Genomic DNA, 17067 nt, shown 5'->3' with positions numbered 1-17067 from the left:
GCCTTGCGCCGGCCATCAATCATTCACAGGTCTTTGGATTCTTTGGCATCCATCTGCGCATTACGCTCATGCACCTTGCGCAGCTGCTCCTCTGTCAACGGCAGCTTCTTCGCCGTATCACGCAGCATCATCAAACCACCCACGATCGAGCCGATGGCAACGACCAATATCAACCAGGCATACCAAGGCATCGTCATTCTCCTACGGGCAGTAAACAGCTTCGCTTGTACCAATTACGAGCGGACGCCACGCCCTTTGGTTCCATTATAGCCCTCGCAAACCCTGCCATTCTCGTGACCTGCGGCCTGCAAAGCGCACCCCACTTGGTTTACAATGCGCGCCGTTTACGACCCGCCATGAGACCTTGCCAATGCCTGCTTGCCAGACGCCCCTGATCGTCGCCCTGGATTTCCCTACCCGTGAAGCTGCCCTGCAGTTGGCCGACCAGCTCGACCCTGCACTGTGCCGGGTAAAGGTTGGCAAGGAACTGTTCACCAGCAGCGCTTCGGGTATCGTCGAGACGTTGTGCGCCAAGGGCTTCGAGGTGTTCCTCGATCTCAAATTCCATGACATCCCCAATACCACCGCGATGGCAGTCAAGGCCGCCGCCGAGATGGGCGTGTGGATGGTCAACGTGCACTGCTCGGGCGGCCTGCGCATGATGGCGGCGTGCCGCGATGTGCTGGACAAGCGTAGTGGGCCGCAGCCGTTGCTGATCGGTGTGACCGTGCTGACCAGCATGGAACGGGAGGACCTGGCCGGTATTGGTCTGGATATCGAGCCACAGGAGCAAGTGCTGCGTCTGGCGGCATTGGCTGAGAAGGCCGGTATGGACGGGCTGGTCTGCTCGGCGCTGGAGGCCACTGCACTGAAAGCGGCCCATCCGTCGCTGCAACTGGTGACCCCGGGGATTCGTCCTGCCGGCAGCGCACAAGACGATCAGCGCCGCATTCTCACCCCGCGCCAGGCACTGGGTGCTGGGTCTGATTACCTGGTTATTGGTCGCCCGATCAGCCAAGCGGCCGATCCGGCCCAGGCACTTGCGGCAGTTGTTGCCGAGATTCGCGGCTGAATACAGCCCTGCACAGCCCCCGGTAGATGAGTTTTATTTCATAGTCTTCGGGGGAACTACGACCAGCGCCTGAACTCTGCGCCGATTTTTCTGTCAGAATTATCCGAAAATTCGGATTGGGGCAGACACTTTGGCGGCTACATCGGGCGGTACTGAGACTTCTAAGCCAGTCATTGGTGACTTTGCTGATGTGCGCAACATCGCCAAGGGCTCGGTCATCATCATGGCCTCGGGCAGCTCCGCCAAGGACTTCCCGCTGGAGCGCTTCGCCGGTGTGCCGGTAATCACCATGAATGGCGCCATCTCGATGTTCGCCGACACAGCGATCAAGCCGTTCTTCTACATCTGCACCGACACCAGCTTCCCCAAGCAGCAGCCCGAGTTATTCGCCCAGGCGTTGAGCAGCAGCCAGCATGTAGCCTTGTGGTCGGAGCAGATCGCCGAGGTGGCCGGTACTTGCTCTGCCAAACTGTATCCATTGCAGAAAGCCGCCGGATTTTCCTTGAAACAGTCGATGTCGCAAGGCCAGTCCGCGTGCGTGCGCCCTCGTTTTGCCTGGAATGCGCGTGCACGCTCGATCGGTTTCAGCAAGGACCTCACAGAAGGCTTTTTCGATGCGCGCACAGTCGCATATGCGGCGTTGCAGCTCGCTTATCATCTGGGCTTCAGCAAGGTATTGCTGGTCGGGGTGGACCTGAACCAGGCCGCTGGACGTTTCTATGAAACAGCCGATTCTGCCAAGTCGCCCTGTGGGCTTGATCAGCATTATGAAGGGCGGGTATTGCCGTCACTCAAGCTGATGGCCGAGCGGGTGGTGGACGAGCGTTTTGCCGTGTTCAACCTGTCTGCAGCGTCACGCATCCCGGCTTCGGTGATCCCAAAGATCACTGTCGAGCAAGCGCATTCGATGGTTTCTCGCAAAGGTGGTGCCAGGCCAAGGTCACTCAGCGCTGAGCATCCCCAGCAGCAGCTGATGGCGGGGTAATGCCCAGAGGCGCTTCGCCCGCCATCCAGTGGCTACTTGATCAGACCTTCAACACCAACTTGCCGAAGTTCTCGCCGTTGAACAGCTTGAGCAGCGTTTCCGGGAAGGTCTCCAGCCCCTCGACCACATGCTCTTTGCTCTTGAGCTTGCCGCTGGCCATCCAGCCGGCGATCTCTTGTGCGGCCTTGCCATACTCCTTGGCGTGGTCCATCACCACGAAGCCTTCCATCCGCGCACGGTTGACCAGCAACGACAGGTAGTTGGCCGGGCCTTTGACCGCTTCCTTGTTGTTGTACTGGCTGATAGCGCCGCAGATGACCACGCGGGCCTTGAAGTTGAGGCGGCTGAGCACGGCATCGAGGATGTCGCCGCCGACGTTGTCGAAGTACACGTCGACACCTTTCGGGCATTCACGCTTGAGACCGGCCAGTACGTCTTCAGCCTTGTAGTCGATGACTCCGTCAAAACCGAGTTCATCCTGCAGGTATTGGCACTTGTCCTTGCCACCGGCGATGCCGACTACACGGCAGCCTTTGAGCTTGGCGATCTGCCCGGCGATGCTGCCAACTGCGCCGGCAGCGCCGGAGATGACTACGGTTTCGCCTTCTTTCGGTTGGCCGACGTCGAGCAGGGCGAAGTAGGCGGTCATGCCGGTCATGCCCAGTGCCGACAGGTAACGGGGCAGGGGTGCGAGATTGGGGTCGATCTTGTGCAGGCCCTGCGGCTCGCCGGTGAAGTAGTCCTGGATGCCAAGGGCGCCGCTGACGTGGACGCCGGGCTTGAAGTCAGGGTGTTTGGAGGCAGTTACCTCGCCGACGCCAAGGGCGCGCATGACCTGGCCAAGGCCCACCGGCGGGATGTAGGACTTGCCTTCGTTCATCCAGCCGCGCATGGCCGGGTCGAGCGAGAGGTACAGGTTGCGAACCTGGATCTGACCCTCGGCAGGCTCGGCGGCGGGCCCTTGCTCAAAGCTGAAGTCTTCGCGGGTGACGGCGCCGACAGGGCGTTTGGCGAGCAGGAAGCGGCGGTTGGTCTGGGTCATGGGGGCTCTCACTGAAAAATGGACACTGCCTTTGATAGAGGTACGGGGAGCCGCTGGCAAGGCTTGTGCGCGGGGCGAATGGCCGGTGATCCATCAGGGTGATGGCCGGTATCGGCCCCGCTGCGGCCTAGGCGCGTGGCTCAACCGCGCAGGCTGGCCTTGAATGCCAGTTGCGCGGGCGCGCTGGTGAGGATCGAATAGCGCGTGGTACGAGAGACCTTGTCAGTCAAAAAGCGTTCGAAGACGGGCTCGAATACCGCTCTGTTCAAGTGCGGTTGAGTGGCTGCGAGGTACGCCTCGCTGGACGCGCGGTATTCGTCCAGTGCGACAAACCGCTTGATCCAGAAGTGATAGAAGTAGCCCATCAGAAAGCCCAGGCTGAAGTCCGGGTCGATCACTGTGTGTGCGCAGCACTCGAAATCGATCAGGCGCAGTTCGCCGCTCGGGCTGATGAGGATGTTCTTCGGGTGCGGGTCCATGTGCACGAAGCCATCGGCAAGCATCTGGCTGAACAGCGCGAACACCTGTGGCAGCAACGTTGCAGCTGTATCGGGGTGGGCGCTGAGGCGCTCATCGACGTTGCTGTGGTCGTCGAGAAACTCGATCAGCAGGTACTCGTCGCGCAGGAATGGGAAGCGCGCCTGGTAACCAAAGGCGGCAACTCTGGGCGCCAGTTGCGACTTGCTGCCGGCCACCGAGAGGTTGATGAACTCGTTGGTCAGATCGTGCAGGCCGTAGCTCTTTTTCAGGCCCAGGTAGTTTTGCAGGCGCTTTTTCCAATGCTGCAGGCGGTTGTGCTTGAGCACCCATTTGCGTTCGCCGTGCAGCAGGTAAACGCCGCGGGTGGCTTCGGGGATATCGAGCGTCTGGTGTTGCTCGGGCGCTGCCAGAAACGCCGTGATCGCAGAGGCCAGTGGTTGGCTCTGGCCTGGATCGAGATGAAAGGTGTTGCCCTGAATACGCTGGCGCGTGAAAGCGCCAGTCAGGTGCTTGAGGTGACGCATGGAGTGCTCCGACAAACAAGTCTGAAAATGCTGCTCAGCAGCCGGCCACCTGGCCTGTAAGGAAGATCTCGCGACGATCCAGGCGCCCGATGTGCTCATGCTTGGCATATTCATAAACCCGGCGGAAGGCGGCTTTATCAATCTCCGGGGCAAAGTTGCTTAGCGCAATGTCCACCCACGCGTCGTACTTGGCTTCGGTGATGTAACGGTAGATTTCCCGCAGGTAGAGAAAACCAAACTGGAAGCCGAGGGTTTCACTGGCGAACGCACTGGGCACGAAGAAGCTGTTTTCCAGATCAATTGCTACCGGCGCGCCTGCCTGGCTGTCGCAGAGCATGACGTTGCCGGCCCACAGGTCCATGTGGGTGATGCCTTGCTTGTGCAGGCTGAACATCAATTCGGTCGAGGCATCGAGCACGCGGTAGACGCTGCTGGGGTCTTGCTGCAGCACGCTGAGGCCATCGCTGTAGCCCTGCAGCAGGCGGGTGATGACGAACAGGTCCTGCACCAGGCCAAGCCGGGAGCGGGTGTAGCCAAAGCCCACCAGCTCGGGTACCGGAGCGCCGCGTTGATAGGCTTTGTGGGTATTGATGATTTCTTCGACGGCCCAGTCGTAGGTGCCATCACTGCGCGCCGCACCGCGCTGCACGCGCCACTTTTTCTTCAGGCTGTCGAGCTGCTCGCGCTTGGCGAACAGCTGGCTGCGCTCGCAGTCAAGCGGTGCACTGATGCGCTTGGCGCCGGGCACGCGAGCGCGCTCGACCAGGCGTTCAAGGGCTGCTCGGGTGTGTTCTGCCAGTGGCGCCTGGAAGTGCAGTGTAGTCCGGCGATGCTTGAGGGTGAAGGGGTACTCTTTTGGCCAGGCACTTGGGTCCGGTGACACGCTGCATCCTTGCTCAATAGTTCAGTTTTACAAATATTCACACTATTTTCACATTTCTTTCAGATTTGTCCTATAGGCACTGTGCTCTTTTTTGGATCCAAGACGTTGGTTGTGTTGCCGAGCCAGCGCGACGGCGATAGCGACACTGCCCGCCAGCAATGCCATGCCAAACAGCATCAACGCCATGCGCATGCCCAGCCAGTCGCCGATCAAGCCGGTAACGATCACTGGCAAACTGAAGCCGACATACGCCAACAGGAAGAACCCTGCAGTGGCGCGGGTCTTTTCTTCGGTGGCCAGTTCATTGACCGCCGCCAGCCCGCCTAGGTAAATAAAGCCGTAGCAGGCGCTGCTGGCCGCGACGGCACCGAGTAGCACCGCCAGCAGCGCGCCGCGTTCTGCGCCCCAGGCCAGCAGCGCATAGCTGCAGGGCAGAATCGCCAGCCCGAGCAGCACCGCCGTGGCACTGGGCAGGCGCTTGGCCAAGGGCTGAAACAGCACACCGCAGCTGATCACGCAGAACGTGGAAAACCCCGACCAGGCGCTCAAATCATGCTGACGCAGTACTGCCGGCAGCAGCCCGGTGACCAGCCCGACGCAGGCCCAGGCGAGCAGAATGGCGCAGCCATACACCAGGCTGCCGGGCGGGTAGCAAGGCAGGCGCAGCATGGCCGTGCGTGCTGCCTGGCGTGGCTCCGGCAGGCGCCAGACCAGTATCAGCGCGAGCGCGGCCAGCAACAGATGCAAATAAAAGCTGGCCGGGCTCAGGCTGGGCCCGCGTAGCAGGCACAGGCTGGTCAGCGCAGCGCCCAGGCCAAAGCCCAGCGAGGTGCTGGCAGTGACCCAACTGGCGGCGCTGCTGCTGCGCTCGGCAGGCAATAGTTCGCTCATGTATACGGTGGCGGTGGCCGAGGCGAGGCCGGTGCCGATACCGAGCAGCATCCGCGCGATGCCAATGCTGTACAGGCTGGGTAGGCTGAGCGCGAGTAGGGTGGCAATGATCGACAAGCTCAACGCGGCGATGATCATCGGCCGCCGGCCAATCCGGTCGGCAAGCCCGCCCAGAGCCAGCAGCACCGGCAGCACGCCCAGCACATAGGCGGAAAACGCCACGGCGGTAGCCGTCGCGCCCAGCCCGGAGAGGTCGGCATAGGCGGTGTAGAGAGGTGCCTGCAGGTTGACTGCAAGGGTGATGATGCACAGGGCGAAGGCGAGCAGGGCGGGGGCGTGGCGGTCGCGCATTGACGCAGGTCCTTGATTGAACGGGTACTGGCTGCAGGCTGCGCTTGCTGTGGGCGCGCAACAAGGCACAGCGGGCAGCCATTTATGCTTAACTGTTCGCATAAAAATCGCGAACAGTTGATCTATGCACCTCACCCTCGATCGCCTCAGCGCCGTGTCGCTGGTTCAGCAACTCACCACCCAGCTGCAAGCCTGGATCGAGCAGCAACGCCTGCGTCCGGGCGCGCGGCTGCCGTCGATCCGGGCCTTGGCGAAAACCCACGGGGTCAGCGCCGCCTGTGTGATCGAGGCCTACGATCGGCTGGTGGCCAGCGGTTGGCTGGAGGCGCGCCACGGCACCGGCTTTTTCGTCGCCGAGCGCAAGGCCGGGCTGCCTGAGCAGGACGCAGCGCTGTGGGGCGAGACGGTCGATGGCAAGTGGCGGCAGTTCGACGAAGGCCAGGAGGCACTGCTCAAGCTCGGCTGCGGCTGGTTGCCATCGGCCTGGCGCGCCGCAGATGAACTGGCCCAGGCCATTCGCCAGGTCAGCCGTGGCAACCCGGCCGACCTGTTCGACTACGCGCCGCCGCTCGGCCTGGCCAGCCTGCGCGAGCAGTTGCACAAGCGTCTGGAACGGCTGGATATCGCCGCAGGCGCCGAGCGCATTGTCACCACCCACGGCGCCAGCCAGGCGCTCGACCTGCTGGTGCGCGCGTTGCTGCGACCGGGCGATACGGTGCTGGTGGAAAACCCGGGGTACTACAACCTGTTCAACCTGCTGCGCACCCACCAGGTAAACATGCTTGCCGTGCCGCGCACCGTCCATGGACCGGATCTGGACGCGCTGCAGCGCCTGCTGGTCGAGCACCGGCCGCGCTGCCTGTTCATCAACAGCCTGTATCACAACCCGACCGGCACCAGCCTCACGCCGAAGGTCGCCTACCGCCTGCTGGAACTGGCCCGCGAGCATGACCTGCGGATCATCGAAGACGACATCTATGCCGACTTTCAGGAAGGCCCGGCGACACGGCTGGCGACCCTCGACAGTGAGCAGCGGGTAATCTACCTGGCGAGCTTTTCCAAGACCTTGAGCAGTTCGCTGCGGGTCGGTTATGTGGTCGCCGATGCCGCGCTGATCACGCGCCTGGCCGAGTTGAAAATGGTCAGCGGCATTGGTACTTCGCGCTTTGCCGAGCAGGTGCTGGCGCAGATGCTGGCCAACGGCAGTTACCGCAAGAGCACCCAGCGCCTGCGCGTGCGGCTGGGTCAGCACAGGGCCGCGCTGTTGGCTCAGCTCGAGGCATATGGCTGGCAGGTGTTCGCCGAGCCCAATGGCGGCATGTTCGTCTGGGTGCGGGCACCTGGGCACGATTTTGCCAGCCTCGAGCGCCTGGCGCTGGCGCATTCGGTGCTGCTCACGCCGGGTGCTGCGTTCGATTATCAAGGGCACAGCAGCGCCTGGCTGCGGATCAATGTCGCCTATGCTCAGGACGTGCGCGCCCAGGGGTTCCTGCGTGCGGCGGGTGAGGCCAAAGGCGACCTCGATCATGCTCTGGGCGACATCACATAGCTATTTGACACCATTGTTGCCTCAATCCCTTGTGAGGGGGCTGGCGGCGTTGTCACTCTTGGCCTTCGCAACCGGGGGATGAGCAATGACGGCGAGCAAGCACGGTGTTCTGGCCAACCTGGGCATGGCCCGCAAACTCGGCCTGGGCTTTGCCTTGGTACTGCTGTTGACCTTGGCAGTGGCGGCGATCGGCGTGGCTTCGCTGTACAGCGTCAGCCAGCGCTTCGACAGCCTGCGGCAGATGACTCAGTTCAACAGTGACCTGCTGCGCCTGCGCCAGCATGAGCAGGGTTTTGCCTTGCGTTCCGACAGCGAGGAGGCCGACAAACTGCGCAGCGGCCTGCAAAATCTTCTTGAGCGAGCCCGCGGCGTGTCCCAGTTGAGCGCCACCGAAGCGGATCTGAGCGCCTATGGCCAGGCGTTCGACGCCTTTGTCGAGGCAGTGCAGGCCAAGGAGCTGGCACTGGACACGGCCAGTTGGTCGGTCTCCAGCGTCGCCAACAACCTCGACGTGCTCCAGGCCGGCCTGGCTGATGACGGCGCCTACACCCTGAAACAATCCCAGGGCCAGCAGGGCAGCGAGTTCCTCGACCAGGCCACGCAGGTGGCAGCGGTCTCGCGTTTGATGCTGCAGGCGATGGACGAGGCCCGTGTGCGCCTGGAGCAAAGCCGCAAAGGCGAAGAGGTCAACAGTGGCCGCATCGCCCAGACCGTCGAGGCGGCCAGCCTGGCCGAGCAACTCAGAAGCGCAGTTGCCGACAGCGGTTATCAAGGTGTGCTCGCTGAAGTCGCCGGGCATATCGCCAGCTTTGCCGACAAGCTCAATGAATACACCGACCTGCTTGCGCAAGAGCAGGGCATCAAGGCGCAGTTGCAGGCGCGCGCCAACCAGGCCACCAGCGCGGTCGACCAGGCTTACGCCAGCCAAGAGCAGGCCATGCACAGCGAGCTCAAGCGCAACGGCGTGGCGATTGCCATCGCCACCGCGCTGGCGCTGCTGGTCGGCTTGCTGGCGGCCTGGTTGATCACCCGGGCGATAGTCGGCCCGTTGCAGCGGGTGATCGGTCGCGCCCAGCGGATTGCCGCCGGTGACCTGGCCGGCGAGGCTGAGCCGCCGCGCCGCGATGAAGTCGGCCAACTGCTGCTGGCGATGCAGCAGATGGCGGCGGGCTTGAGTGGCATTGTCAGCGGCCTGCAACAGGGTATCGAGCAATTGGCCGGCAGCGCCCAGTCGTTGTCGGCGGTCACCGAACAGACCAATCGTGAGGTTGGCAGCCAGCAGCAGGAGACCGAGCAGGTCGCCACCGCCATGCAGCAGATGAGCGCGACCGTGCACGATGTTGCGCGCAATGCCGAGCAGGCGGCGCAGGCGGCCGAAGTCGCCGACGGCAAGGTCGACTCGGGCCAGCAGGTGGTGCGTCAGAGCCTGCAGCGCATCGAGCAGCTGGCCGTGGCGGCGGAAGCGGCCAGCGCCGGTATCGACAGCTTGAGTGCCGAGATTCATACCATTGGCGATGTGCTTGAAGTGATCAAGAGCGTTGCTGGGCAAACCAACCTGCTGGCGCTGAATGCCGCCATCGAGGCGGCGCGGGCGGGCGAGCAGGGCCGCGGTTTTGCGGTAGTCGCGGATGAGGTGCGGGCGTTGGCCAAGCGCACGCAGCAGTCGACCGAACATATCGAGCGCTTGGTCGCCAGCCTGCGCGGCAATGCCGAGCAGTCGGTGGCGCAGATCCGTGGCAGTACCGAGCTGGTGCGCCTGGCAGTGGCCGACACCTTGCAGACTGAAAGCGCCCTGGCCAGCATCGCGGTGGCGGTGTCACAGATCCAGCAGATGAACCAGCAGATTGCCGCTGCCGCCGAGCAGCAGAGTTCGGTCAGTGACGAGATCAGCCGCAGCGTCACGCAGATCCGCGGCAGCGCCGATCAGGCCGCGCTGGCCATGCAGGGCAATGCCCGTTCCAGTGTCGAACTGGCCCAGCTGGGCGATGAGCTCAAGGGGATGGTTGGGCATTTCCGTTTGTAGCCCGGATCAAACCTTGCGCGGGTTGAGGATCAGCAAAGTAATCACCCCGGCAACAATCCCCCAGAACGCCGAGCCGATCGAGAACAGGCTCAACCCGGAGGCGGTAACCATGAAGGTGATCAACGCCGCCTCGCGCTCACGTGGCTCGCTCATGGCCACACTCAGGCCATTCATGATCGAGCCAAACAATGCCAGCGCCGCAATCGACAGCACCAGCTCCTTGGGCAGGGCGGCAAACAGCGCGGCCAATGTCGCGCCAAACACCCCGGCAATGCCGTAGAAAATCCCGCACCAGACTGCCGCGGTATAGCGCTTGCTCGGGTCTTCATGGGCATGCGGGCCGGTGCAGATTGCCGCACTGATGGCCGCCAGATTGACCCCATGCGAGCCGAACGGCGCCAGCAGCAGTGAGGCGAAACCGGTGGCGGTGATTAACGGCGAGGCCGGCACCTGGTATCCGTCAGAGCGCAGCACCGCCACGCCGGGCATGTTCTGCGAGGTCATCGCCACCACAAACAGCGGGATACCGATGCTGATGGTTGCTGCCAGCGAGAAGCTTGGAGTGGTCCACACCGGTGTAGCCAGCTGCAGGTTGAAGTGGCTGAAGTCGAGCAGGCCCAACGCCCCCGACAACGCCGTGCCGACCACCAGCGCAGCCAGCACGCAGTAGCGCGGCGACAGGCGCTTGACCAGCAGATAGCTGAAGAACATGCCCAGCACCAGCAGGGTACGGTGTTGTGCGGCGACGAATATCTCGCTGCCGATCTTGAACAGGATGCCTGCCAGCAACGCCGAGGCCAGCGATGCCGGGATGCGCTTGACCAGGCGCTCGAAACTGCCGGTCAGGCCGCAGATCAGCACCAGCACCGCGCAGGTGATGTAGGCGCCTATGGCTTCGCCGTAGCTGACGCCGCCGAGGCTGGTGATCAACAGCGCCGCGCCCGGGGTCGACCAGGCCACGGTGATCGGTGTGCGGTAGCGCAGCGACAAACCGATGCTGCAGATCGCCATGCCGATCGACAGCGCCCAGATCCACGATGAGATCTGCGCAGTGGTCAGCCCGGCCGCCTGGCCGGCCTGGAACATCAGCACCAGCGAGCTGGTGTAGCCCGTAAGCATGGCGATGAAGCCGGCGACCACCGCCGAGGGGGAGCTGTCTGCCAAGGGCCGCAGGCGCGCTGAGGTGGCATCGGTCATGGTGCTGTCCTTGTACATGTAAGTATTTTTTGCAGGCTAACGCGGCCAAGCTTGATCCTTGCCATACAGCGACCATTGCTTTTAGCCGTACAGTCGCCAACTATTGGCCCACGGTCGACAACTGCGCAGAGGGGAAGGGGCGATGTACAAGGTTTACGGCGATTACAAATCGGGCAACTGCTACAAGGTCAAGCTGATGCTGAACCTGCTCGGGCATGAATTTGAATGGCACCCGGTGGACATTCTCAAAGGCGAGACCGAAACCCCGGAGTTTCTCGCCAAGAACCCTAACGGCAAGGTGCCGGTGCTTGAGCTTGAAGACGGCACTTGCCTGTGGGAGTCGAACGCGATTCTCAACTTCCTCGCCGATGGCAGCGAGTTCCTGCCGACCGAGCCGCGCCTGCGCACGCAAGTGTTGCAGTGGCAGTTTTTCGAGCAGTACAGCCATGAGCCGTACATCGCCGTGGCGCGCTTCATTCAGTACTACCTGGGCCTGCCGGATGACCGCCTGGAAGAATACAAAGGCTTGCACAAGGGCGGCTACAAGGCGCTCAAGGTGATGAACAAGCAGCTGGAGATGACCCCATACCTGGTCGGCGAGCAGTATTCAATTGCCGATGTGGCGCTGTATGCCTACACCCATGTGGCGCATCAGGGCGGCTTTGACCTGGCTGGCTACCCTGCAGTGCGCGAGTGGCTGGTGCGGGTCGCCGAGCATCCTCGGCATGTGCCGATGGGGGAGTGACGGTGGCGTAGGTGGGGCTGCAAAGCAGCCCCAGCAATTTCGCTGAATCGATGAGGTCTACTTAACGTGCGGCTTGCGTGGAGATCGAGGCTCATGACTCGGATTGCGTATGTGAAGGATTTTCTGTAGGTCATTACTCTGAATGGGACGTTTCCTACAAGGTCTACAGACGTTTCCTGCAGACATAGCTTGGTAAAATCTTTAATTAGGAGGTTTAGAGGAATAAGCAGAGCCAGCTCTGCGAGGTAGTCAAATGAATCGATTTATACGTCGCGATCGTTTCATGTTTGAAAGGCACTCTCTTTCAAAAGTCGAAGATCCATTTTTCGCACGTTCAACTGTGAGGTTTTTTCTATATAACCCCTACTCTCTTCCAGGTCTCAATGATCTAATCAAAGAGTGTTCATCAGAGCTTGGTCAGTACCAGCAGCTCCAAGAAGACCGCATCATAGAGAAAATTGAAAAACGTCAATGGTACCTGTTGACGGAAAGACCACTTTGTCCCCTTGCTGGCCGCAGCTTTCTCACTCATCGCGCAGGCGAGCGGTCTGTTGCTACGCAGGCAGACATTCAAGCTAAGTATGAGGACCTCACCAGCGTCGTTAAATTCGGACCCGGCAAGTGGCAGAAAAGTCATATTGACTATCACGGCGCTGTAAACTCTTTTTTTCTTCTAGCCAATCGAAGTCGAAGCATGTCCAATGAAGGGCAAGTTATCTTCTCTGATCCTGGCGGTCTCGCAAATACGATCCGTACATTTACTCAGGAATGGGTGCGGCTTGAAGCTGATGAGTTATCGTTCAAGCTCGATTCCGCAGAGCACTGGTACGGAGAGCTCCGGAATCAAAAACAAACTTTTCTGCACGCCGATGATCACTGGGATGTTAGCGGCAAATCGTGGCACTGGGTGCCCGTGATTCCGGATATAGTCTACGAGTATCGCGGTGGCGAAAAATGAACGTGCAACAAAAAAGCGCAATCATATGGCGAATCTGGGCCGGTTTTGACGCAGTGCATATCGTGTCCTATATGGGGCACAGCTTAGCGCGCGGTAATGTTCCATTCGTGGCAGATGCGTATTCTGCGCTGGAGACGGTAGAGCGTTATGGGGAGGGGGCTTACGTTTTCGTAGCGCTCAGTTGGACGCTTGAACTATCGATACTCATCAGCTGCTGGCTGTTTTGGACTCAGCGTCAAAGTGCACGGTGGTTGAGCTTCGCGCAAACGCCTCTCAGGCTGTTCTTGATGGTGCCGTCGGTATCCCTTCTAACCACTGCTCTTGGGTTTTACCCGAGCTACAGCGCGTTGTTGGCGATAGGGCTGGTTGTGCTGTCAGAAACACTGAAGTGCTTGAGTGTCTGGTGGTTCGGCATGGATAAGGCGCAGCGAATCCGGGCAGGTGCTTGAAACCATCGCAGACGAAACGGCACCCGCCAAGGCTTCACGCCATAAGCAGGTGCGGGACTTCAAGTGCTTGGCACACGAGTAAAGTCACAGCGGTCGCAGGCCTCAGATACCTGCGAAGCGCTGCTCCAGATAAGCAATGATCGCCTTGGACTCATACATCCAGGTCACTTCCCCAGCTTCTTCAATACGCAGGCACGGCACTTTGACCCGGCCGCCACCTTCGAGCAGCGCTTGGCGATGCAGCGGGTCGTTCTTGGCATCACGCAGCGCCACCGGCACATTCAACCGATGCAGGTTACGCCGGGTCTTCACGCAGAACGGGCAGGCATGAAACTGGTACAAAGCCAGGCCCTTGGCCTGCTGCTCGACCGCAGCCTGGGCCGCGGCATTGCGCTTGCGCTTGGCTGGGCGGCTGATCAAGTCACCGAACACGATAAGCTGGCCGAGGCCGACCCGCAGGGCTTTGACGATCATGGGCAACTCCTGAACAAATAAAAAACCGACCCGTCAGGGTCGGTTCGGGATCACCAGCCGATCACTTGATCAGGCTGAGAAACTCACTACGAGTCGCGGCATTGGCGCGGAACTCACCGAGCATCACCGAAGTGATCATGCTCGAATTCTGCTTTTCGACGCCGCGCATCATCATGCACATGTGCTTGGCCTCGATAACCACGGCCACGCCGGCAGCGCCAGTGACCTTCTCGATCGCCTCGGCGATCTGGCGGCTGAGGTTTTCCTGGATCTGCAGGCGGCGAGCGTACATGTCGACGATCCGCGCGACCTTGGACAGGCCGATCACTTTACCCTTGGGCAGGTAGGCTACATGCGCCTTGCCAATGAACGGCAGCATGTGGTGTTCACACATCGAATACAGCTCGATGTCCCGCACCAACACCATCTCGCTGTTGTCGGAGGTGAACAACGCGCCGTTGGTGACCTCTTCCAGGGTCTGTTGATAACCGCGGCAAAGGTACTGCATGGCCTTTGCGGCCCGCTTTGGCGTGTCGAGCAGGCCTTCGCGGGAGACGTCCTCGCCAATCTGGCTGAGGATCTCGGTGTAGTTCTGTTCCAGGGACATGGATCTACCTGTGGGAGTAAACGCAAATACGCAAGGGTACGGCGGCAACGACGGCGCTGCAAGCGCGGCGTTATTCGTCGCGGCCGTCGAGCATGGTTCGTTTCAAAATCACGTATACCGCGCCAGTGCCGCCGTGGCGCGCCTGGCATGAGGTGAAACCGAGTACCTGGGGGTGTTGGCGCAGCCAGGTATTGACGTGACTCTTGATCATCGGCCGCTTGCCGTCCAGGCGCGCCGCCTTGCCGTGGGTCACACGCACGCAGCGCACTTCCAGCTTGGTCGCCTCGGCGAGGAACGCCCAGAGGATCTCGCGGGCTTTCTCGACGCTCATGCCGTGCAAGTCGATGCTGCCTTCAAAGGCGATCTGGCCGAGCTTGAGCTTGCGCAGCTGGCTTTCCTGCACGCCATCGCGGCGCCATGACAGCTCGTCTTCGGCGGCTACATCGATGACGAACTGATCGGACATGCCGTCGACCACCAGTGGCTGATCGCTGCGCACCGTGGCGGACTGGCGCAGGCCGGCCAGCTGCTTGCGGTCAGGCTTGGCTTTGCCGACCTCGGCGCGGTCGTGCTTGATCGGCTTTACGCCGCGCACTTCGGCATGGAACAGGGAAAAGTCATCGTCTTGCATGCAGGCCTCCACGTGGGCCGGGGAGTTTACGCGAGTCTGCGGATCAGCGGGAGGCGCGAAAGGGGCGCGAAGCGGCCCCAGGGGGCGTCAGTCGTGCTTCTTCATCAAGTGCGGGGCAATGTTCAGCTCACGGCCACGGCGCAACCTGATCCGGCTGCGCCGCCACAACCAAACCCCCAGCCACAGCAACAACACGCCGCCACCCAGCACGGTCGCAGCCAGCGGCCGGTTGGCATTCAGCTCGGCCAGCGCTGCATAGTTGCCCAGCAAACCGGCAAACCCGGCCATCATCAACAGGATGCCCAAGGTCGCGATCAGCACGGACAGGCCAGCGCTCAACCGCGCCGTCCAGTTGCGCGGCGGGCGCGAGCGCAGGCGCTTGGCGTCGAAACTGTCAGAAAGCTTCATTGCGGATTTCCTCTGCGCTATCGGCCATTCGACCCACCTGCAGTCACCCGGTTCCGCCCGCCCGGCAGGCGCTCAACCGTGCTCAGACCAGGCTGGCAGTCGGTGCAACACAGGCAAAGTTGTCGGCCATCACGGCCATTTCGCCCTGGTGAATCTGTGCCGCTGGGATGACCGTGTCCTTGAACGCCAGATCGCGCGTGGCGGAGGCATCCTCGACCAGCGTGCAACGATAACCATAGTCCTTGGCGCGGCGCACCGTGGTGCTTACGCTGGAATGGCTCATGAAGCCGCACACGATCAGGTCCAGATGGCCCTTGTTCTGCAGGGTTTCGTGCAGCGAGGTGTTCTTGAAGGCATTGGGCATGCGCTTTTCGATGACGATCTCGTCACCGCGTGGCTCCAGGCCTTCGATGAACTCGCCGCGCGGGCCTTGTGGATCGAACAGGCCGCCAACGGTGCCCAGGTGGCGCACATGGATGATCGGCCGGCCAGCCTTGCGCGCCGCGTCGAGCAACCTGGCGATGTTGGCCACGGCCTCGTCCATGCCCGACAGTTGCAGGGGACCACTGAGGTACTCCTTCTGCGCATCGATGATGATCAGGCTGGCGTTGCCCAGCTTGGCCGGCGGATAGTCGCGGCCGCTGAGGCGGAACATCGTGGTTGGAACAGACATCAAGGGCTCCTTGAGCAGGGCTTTTGTCGGGCTATTGTCCCCTGCTTGGCGACCAATGGGAATGGTTGACATCGCAAGCGATGCAAATACTGGCATCTGCCCCATCGTCAGGGTGTTGGTGGAACATTTCAGCGGGTGGGCCTGTTAGACTTTCAGGCTGTCTGAAAAGGAGTCCCCCCGTGATCACTTCACGCCTGCGCACTCTGCGCGACCATATTCGCTGGGCGGTCAGCCGCTTCCACGAGAACGAGCTGTTCTTCGGCCACGGTGCCGACAATGCCTGGGACGAAGCCCGCCTGCTGGTGCTGGGCTCGGTGCACCTGCCGTGGGAAATCGCCGACAGCTACCTCGATTGCCGCCTGGAAGACGACGAGCGCGTGCGCCTGCTGCACCTGCTCAAGCGCCGCATCGAAGACCGCGTGCCGACCGCTTACCTGCTTGGCGAAGCGTGGTTCTGTGGCATGTCGTTCATTGTCGATGAGCGCGTGCTGGTGCCGCGTTCGCCGATCGGCGAGCTGCTGGAAAAACGCTTCGAGCCATGGCTGGCGCAGGAGCCTGCACGCATTCTCGACCTGTGCACCGGCTCTGGCTGCATTGGTATCGTCGCGGCAGATGTATTCCCCGAGGCCGAGGTGGTGCTGGCCGACCTGTCCTTCGACGCTCTCGAAGTGGCCAACCAGAACATCGAGCGGCATGGCCTCGATCAGCGTGTGTTCACCGTGCAGGGCGATGGTTTCGCCGGTCTGCCGGGGCAGCGCTTCGACCTGATTCTGTCCAACCCGCCGTATGTCGATGCCGAAGACTTCGCCGACATGCCGGCCGAATATCACCACGAGCCGGAGTTGGGCCTGGCCTGCGGCAACGATGGCCTGGACCTGGTGCGGCGCATGCTCGCCGAAGCGGCCGAGCACCTGACTGACAAGGGCTTGCTGATTGTCGAAGTGGGCAACAGCCAGGTCCACGTCGAGGCGCTGTACCCCGAGGTCGACTTCACCTGGCTTGAGTTTGAGCGGGGCGGCCATGGCGTGTTCATGCTGACTTCCGAGCAGTGCCGTCAGCACCAGGAGCTGTTCCAGGCGCGGGTCTGATCCGAGCGGCCAGGCGCGGCTGTAAAACGGCCCCGCC

Annotated in this window: 19 protein-coding genes and 1 pseudogene; 9 read left to right on the top strand and 11 right to left on the bottom strand. The window is 61.6% G+C overall.

All coding sequences use genetic code 11. The features are described from left to right. Positions 1-23: 23 nt before the first annotated feature. Positions 24-191, bottom strand: coding sequence for a DUF2897 family protein (locus HU736_RS10295; RefSeq protein WP_103438184.1), 168 nt, complete (start codon positions 189-191; stop codon positions 24-26). A gap of 179 nt (positions 192-370) precedes the next feature. Between HU736_RS10295 and pyrF the strand changes: the two genes are divergently transcribed. Continuing rightward, entirely contained in the window at positions 371-1072 is a 702-nt protein-coding gene (pyrF, locus tag HU736_RS10290) for an orotidine-5'-phosphate decarboxylase (RefSeq protein WP_186700016.1), read from the top strand. Between the two features lie 190 nt (positions 1073-1262). Then, on the top strand, positions 1263-2057 hold the full coding sequence (locus HU736_RS10285) for a WaaZ-like lipopolysaccharide core biosynthesis protein (RefSeq protein WP_186700018.1): 795 nt from the start codon (positions 1263-1265) through the stop codon (positions 2055-2057). A gap of 40 nt (positions 2058-2097) precedes the next feature. Here HU736_RS10285 and HU736_RS10280 read toward each other — a convergent pair whose 3' ends face one another. The 4 genes from HU736_RS10280 to HU736_RS10265 all read right to left on the bottom strand — a co-directional run bounded on the left by HU736_RS10280 (position 2098) and on the right by HU736_RS10265 (position 6228). After that, positions 2098-3099: an NADP-dependent oxidoreductase gene (locus HU736_RS10280; protein WP_186700020.1), complete on the bottom strand. Its 1002-nt coding sequence runs from the start codon at positions 3097-3099 to the stop codon at positions 2098-2100. A 140-nt stretch (positions 3100-3239) separates the two neighbouring features. Beyond that, positions 3240-4103 carry a phosphotransferase gene (locus HU736_RS10275; RefSeq protein WP_186700022.1) on the bottom strand — a complete coding sequence of 288 codons (864 nt, stop codon included), beginning with the start codon at positions 4101-4103 and terminating at the stop codon, positions 3240-3242. A 34-nt stretch (positions 4104-4137) separates the two neighbouring features. Further along, on the bottom strand, positions 4138-4986 hold the full coding sequence (locus HU736_RS10270) for a lipopolysaccharide kinase InaA family protein (protein WP_186700024.1): 849 nt from the start codon (positions 4984-4986) through the stop codon (positions 4138-4140). Positions 4987-5034: 48 nt separating this feature from the next. After that, positions 5035-6228, bottom strand: coding sequence for an MFS transporter (locus HU736_RS10265; protein ID WP_186700026.1), 1194 nt, complete (start codon positions 6226-6228; stop codon positions 5035-5037). A gap of 124 nt (positions 6229-6352) precedes the next feature. Here HU736_RS10265 and HU736_RS10260 point away from each other — a divergent pair, with 124 nt between their 5' ends. From HU736_RS10260 to HU736_RS22175, 3 genes and pseudogenes are all read left to right on the top strand, one after another. Further along, positions 6353-7777, top strand: coding sequence for an aminotransferase-like domain-containing protein (locus tag HU736_RS10260; RefSeq protein ID WP_186700028.1), 1425 nt, complete (start codon positions 6353-6355; stop codon positions 7775-7777). A gap of 85 nt (positions 7778-7862) precedes the next feature. Next, positions 7863-8939, top strand: a pseudogene (locus HU736_RS22180) (HAMP domain-containing protein); the annotation flags it as partial. Further along, entirely contained in the window at positions 8928-9800 is an 873-nt protein-coding gene (locus HU736_RS22175; RefSeq protein WP_371411618.1) for a methyl-accepting chemotaxis protein, read from the top strand. The pseudogene HU736_RS22180 and the gene HU736_RS22175, both read left to right, overlap by 12 nt. Positions 9801-9806: 6 nt before the next feature. Here HU736_RS22175 and HU736_RS10250 read toward each other — a convergent pair whose 3' ends face one another. Then, positions 9807-10997 (bottom strand): benzoate/H(+) symporter BenE family transporter, encoded by a 1191-nt coding sequence (locus HU736_RS10250; protein WP_186700032.1) that lies wholly within the window; start codon positions 10995-10997, stop codon positions 9807-9809. Between the two features lie 142 nt (positions 10998-11139). Between HU736_RS10250 and HU736_RS10245 the strand changes: the two genes are divergently transcribed. The 3 genes from HU736_RS10245 to HU736_RS10235 all read left to right on the top strand — a co-directional run bounded on the left by HU736_RS10245 (position 11140) and on the right by HU736_RS10235 (position 13149). Beyond that, the gene (locus tag HU736_RS10245; protein ID WP_186700034.1) at positions 11140-11742 is read left to right on the top strand and encodes a glutathione S-transferase family protein; all 603 of its coding nucleotides are present in this window, start codon (positions 11140-11142) and stop codon (positions 11740-11742) included. A gap of 253 nt (positions 11743-11995) precedes the next feature. Then, the gene (locus HU736_RS10240) at positions 11996-12700 is read left to right on the top strand and encodes a hypothetical protein (protein ID WP_186700036.1); all 705 of its coding nucleotides are present in this window, start codon (positions 11996-11998) and stop codon (positions 12698-12700) included. Beyond that, entirely contained in the window at positions 12697-13149 is a 453-nt protein-coding gene (locus tag HU736_RS10235) for a hypothetical protein (protein ID WP_186700038.1), read from the top strand. The genes HU736_RS10240 and HU736_RS10235 overlap by 4 nt, the downstream gene beginning before the upstream one ends. Positions 13150-13251: 102 nt before the next feature. On the opposite strand, the gene HU736_RS10230 is transcribed toward HU736_RS10235, so the two are convergent. The 5 genes from HU736_RS10230 to HU736_RS10210 all read right to left on the bottom strand — a co-directional run bounded on the left by HU736_RS10230 (position 13252) and on the right by HU736_RS10210 (position 15942). Further along, positions 13252-13623 carry a glutaredoxin family protein gene (locus HU736_RS10230; protein ID WP_186700040.1) on the bottom strand — a complete coding sequence of 124 codons (372 nt, stop codon included), beginning with the start codon at positions 13621-13623 and terminating at the stop codon, positions 13252-13254. Positions 13624-13684: 61 nt separating this feature from the next. Then, on the bottom strand, positions 13685-14230 hold the full coding sequence (gene folE / locus HU736_RS10225) for a GTP cyclohydrolase I FolE (protein ID WP_101321602.1): 546 nt from the start codon (positions 14228-14230) through the stop codon (positions 13685-13687). A 70-nt stretch (positions 14231-14300) separates the two neighbouring features. Further along, positions 14301-14861 (bottom strand): Smr/MutS family protein, encoded by a 561-nt coding sequence (locus HU736_RS10220; RefSeq protein WP_101321601.1) that lies wholly within the window; start codon positions 14859-14861, stop codon positions 14301-14303. A gap of 87 nt (positions 14862-14948) precedes the next feature. Continuing rightward, positions 14949-15269 carry a hypothetical protein gene (locus tag HU736_RS10215; protein ID WP_103438175.1) on the bottom strand — a complete coding sequence of 107 codons (321 nt, stop codon included), beginning with the start codon at positions 15267-15269 and terminating at the stop codon, positions 14949-14951. Positions 15270-15351: 82 nt separating this feature from the next. Next, positions 15352-15942, bottom strand: coding sequence for a cysteine hydrolase family protein (locus HU736_RS10210; RefSeq protein WP_101321599.1), 591 nt, complete (start codon positions 15940-15942; stop codon positions 15352-15354). A 179-nt stretch (positions 15943-16121) separates the two neighbouring features. Between HU736_RS10210 and prmB the strand changes: the two genes are divergently transcribed. Next, on the top strand, positions 16122-17030 hold the full coding sequence (gene prmB / locus HU736_RS10205; RefSeq protein ID WP_186700042.1) for a 50S ribosomal protein L3 N(5)-glutamine methyltransferase: 909 nt from the start codon (positions 16122-16124) through the stop codon (positions 17028-17030). The last annotated feature ends 37 nt before the right edge of the window (positions 17031-17067 follow it).

Origin of the sequence: Pseudomonas shirazensis, from assembly GCF_014268785.2 — a bacterium.
In the GTDB taxonomy this organism is placed as follows: Bacteria; Pseudomonadota; Gammaproteobacteria; order Pseudomonadales; family Pseudomonadaceae; genus Aquipseudomonas; species Aquipseudomonas shirazensis.
This window is presented reverse-complemented; position numbering and strand designations above follow the sequence as displayed.

Bases quoted from the DNA above. Each gene is read 5' to 3' on its own strand.
- HU736_RS10215 (WP_103438175.1), bottom strand. From the start codon at position 15,269: ATGAAGCTTTCTGACAGTTTCGACGCCAAGCGCCTGCGCTCGCGCCCG.
- HU736_RS10235 (WP_186700038.1), top strand. From the start codon at position 12,697: ATGAACGTGCAACAAAAAAGCGCAATCATATGGCGAATCTGGGCCGGT.
- HU736_RS10280 (WP_186700020.1), bottom strand. From the start codon at position 3,099: ATGACCCAGACCAACCGCCGCTTCCTGCTCGCCAAACGCCCTGTCGGC.
- HU736_RS10250 (WP_186700032.1), bottom strand. From the start codon at position 10,997: ATGACCGATGCCACCTCAGCGCGCCTGCGGCCCTTGGCAGACAGCTCC.
- HU736_RS10265 (WP_186700026.1), bottom strand. From the start codon at position 6,228: ATGCGCGACCGCCACGCCCCCGCCCTGCTCGCCTTCGCCCTGTGCATC.
- folE (WP_101321602.1), bottom strand. From the start codon at position 14,230: ATGTCCCTGGAACAGAACTACACCGAGATCCTCAGCCAGATTGGCGAG.
- HU736_RS10245 (WP_186700034.1), top strand. From the start codon at position 11,140: ATGTACAAGGTTTACGGCGATTACAAATCGGGCAACTGCTACAAGGTC.
- pyrF (WP_186700016.1), top strand. From the start codon at position 371: ATGCCTGCTTGCCAGACGCCCCTGATCGTCGCCCTGGATTTCCCTACC.
- HU736_RS10275 (WP_186700022.1), bottom strand. From the start codon at position 4,103: ATGCGTCACCTCAAGCACCTGACTGGCGCTTTCACGCGCCAGCGTATT.
- HU736_RS22175 (WP_371411618.1), top strand. From the start codon at position 8,928: ATGCAGCAGATGGCGGCGGGCTTGAGTGGCATTGTCAGCGGCCTGCAA.
- HU736_RS10260 (WP_186700028.1), top strand. From the start codon at position 6,353: ATGCACCTCACCCTCGATCGCCTCAGCGCCGTGTCGCTGGTTCAGCAA.
- HU736_RS10240 (WP_186700036.1), top strand. From the start codon at position 11,996: ATGAATCGATTTATACGTCGCGATCGTTTCATGTTTGAAAGGCACTCT.
- HU736_RS10210 (WP_101321599.1), bottom strand. From the start codon at position 15,942: ATGTCTGTTCCAACCACGATGTTCCGCCTCAGCGGCCGCGACTATCCG.
- HU736_RS10220 (WP_101321601.1), bottom strand. From the start codon at position 14,861: ATGCAAGACGATGACTTTTCCCTGTTCCATGCCGAAGTGCGCGGCGTA.
- HU736_RS10230 (WP_186700040.1), bottom strand. From the start codon at position 13,623: ATGATCGTCAAAGCCCTGCGGGTCGGCCTCGGCCAGCTTATCGTGTTC.
- HU736_RS10295 (WP_103438184.1), bottom strand. From the start codon at position 191: ATGCCTTGGTATGCCTGGTTGATATTGGTCGTTGCCATCGGCTCGATC.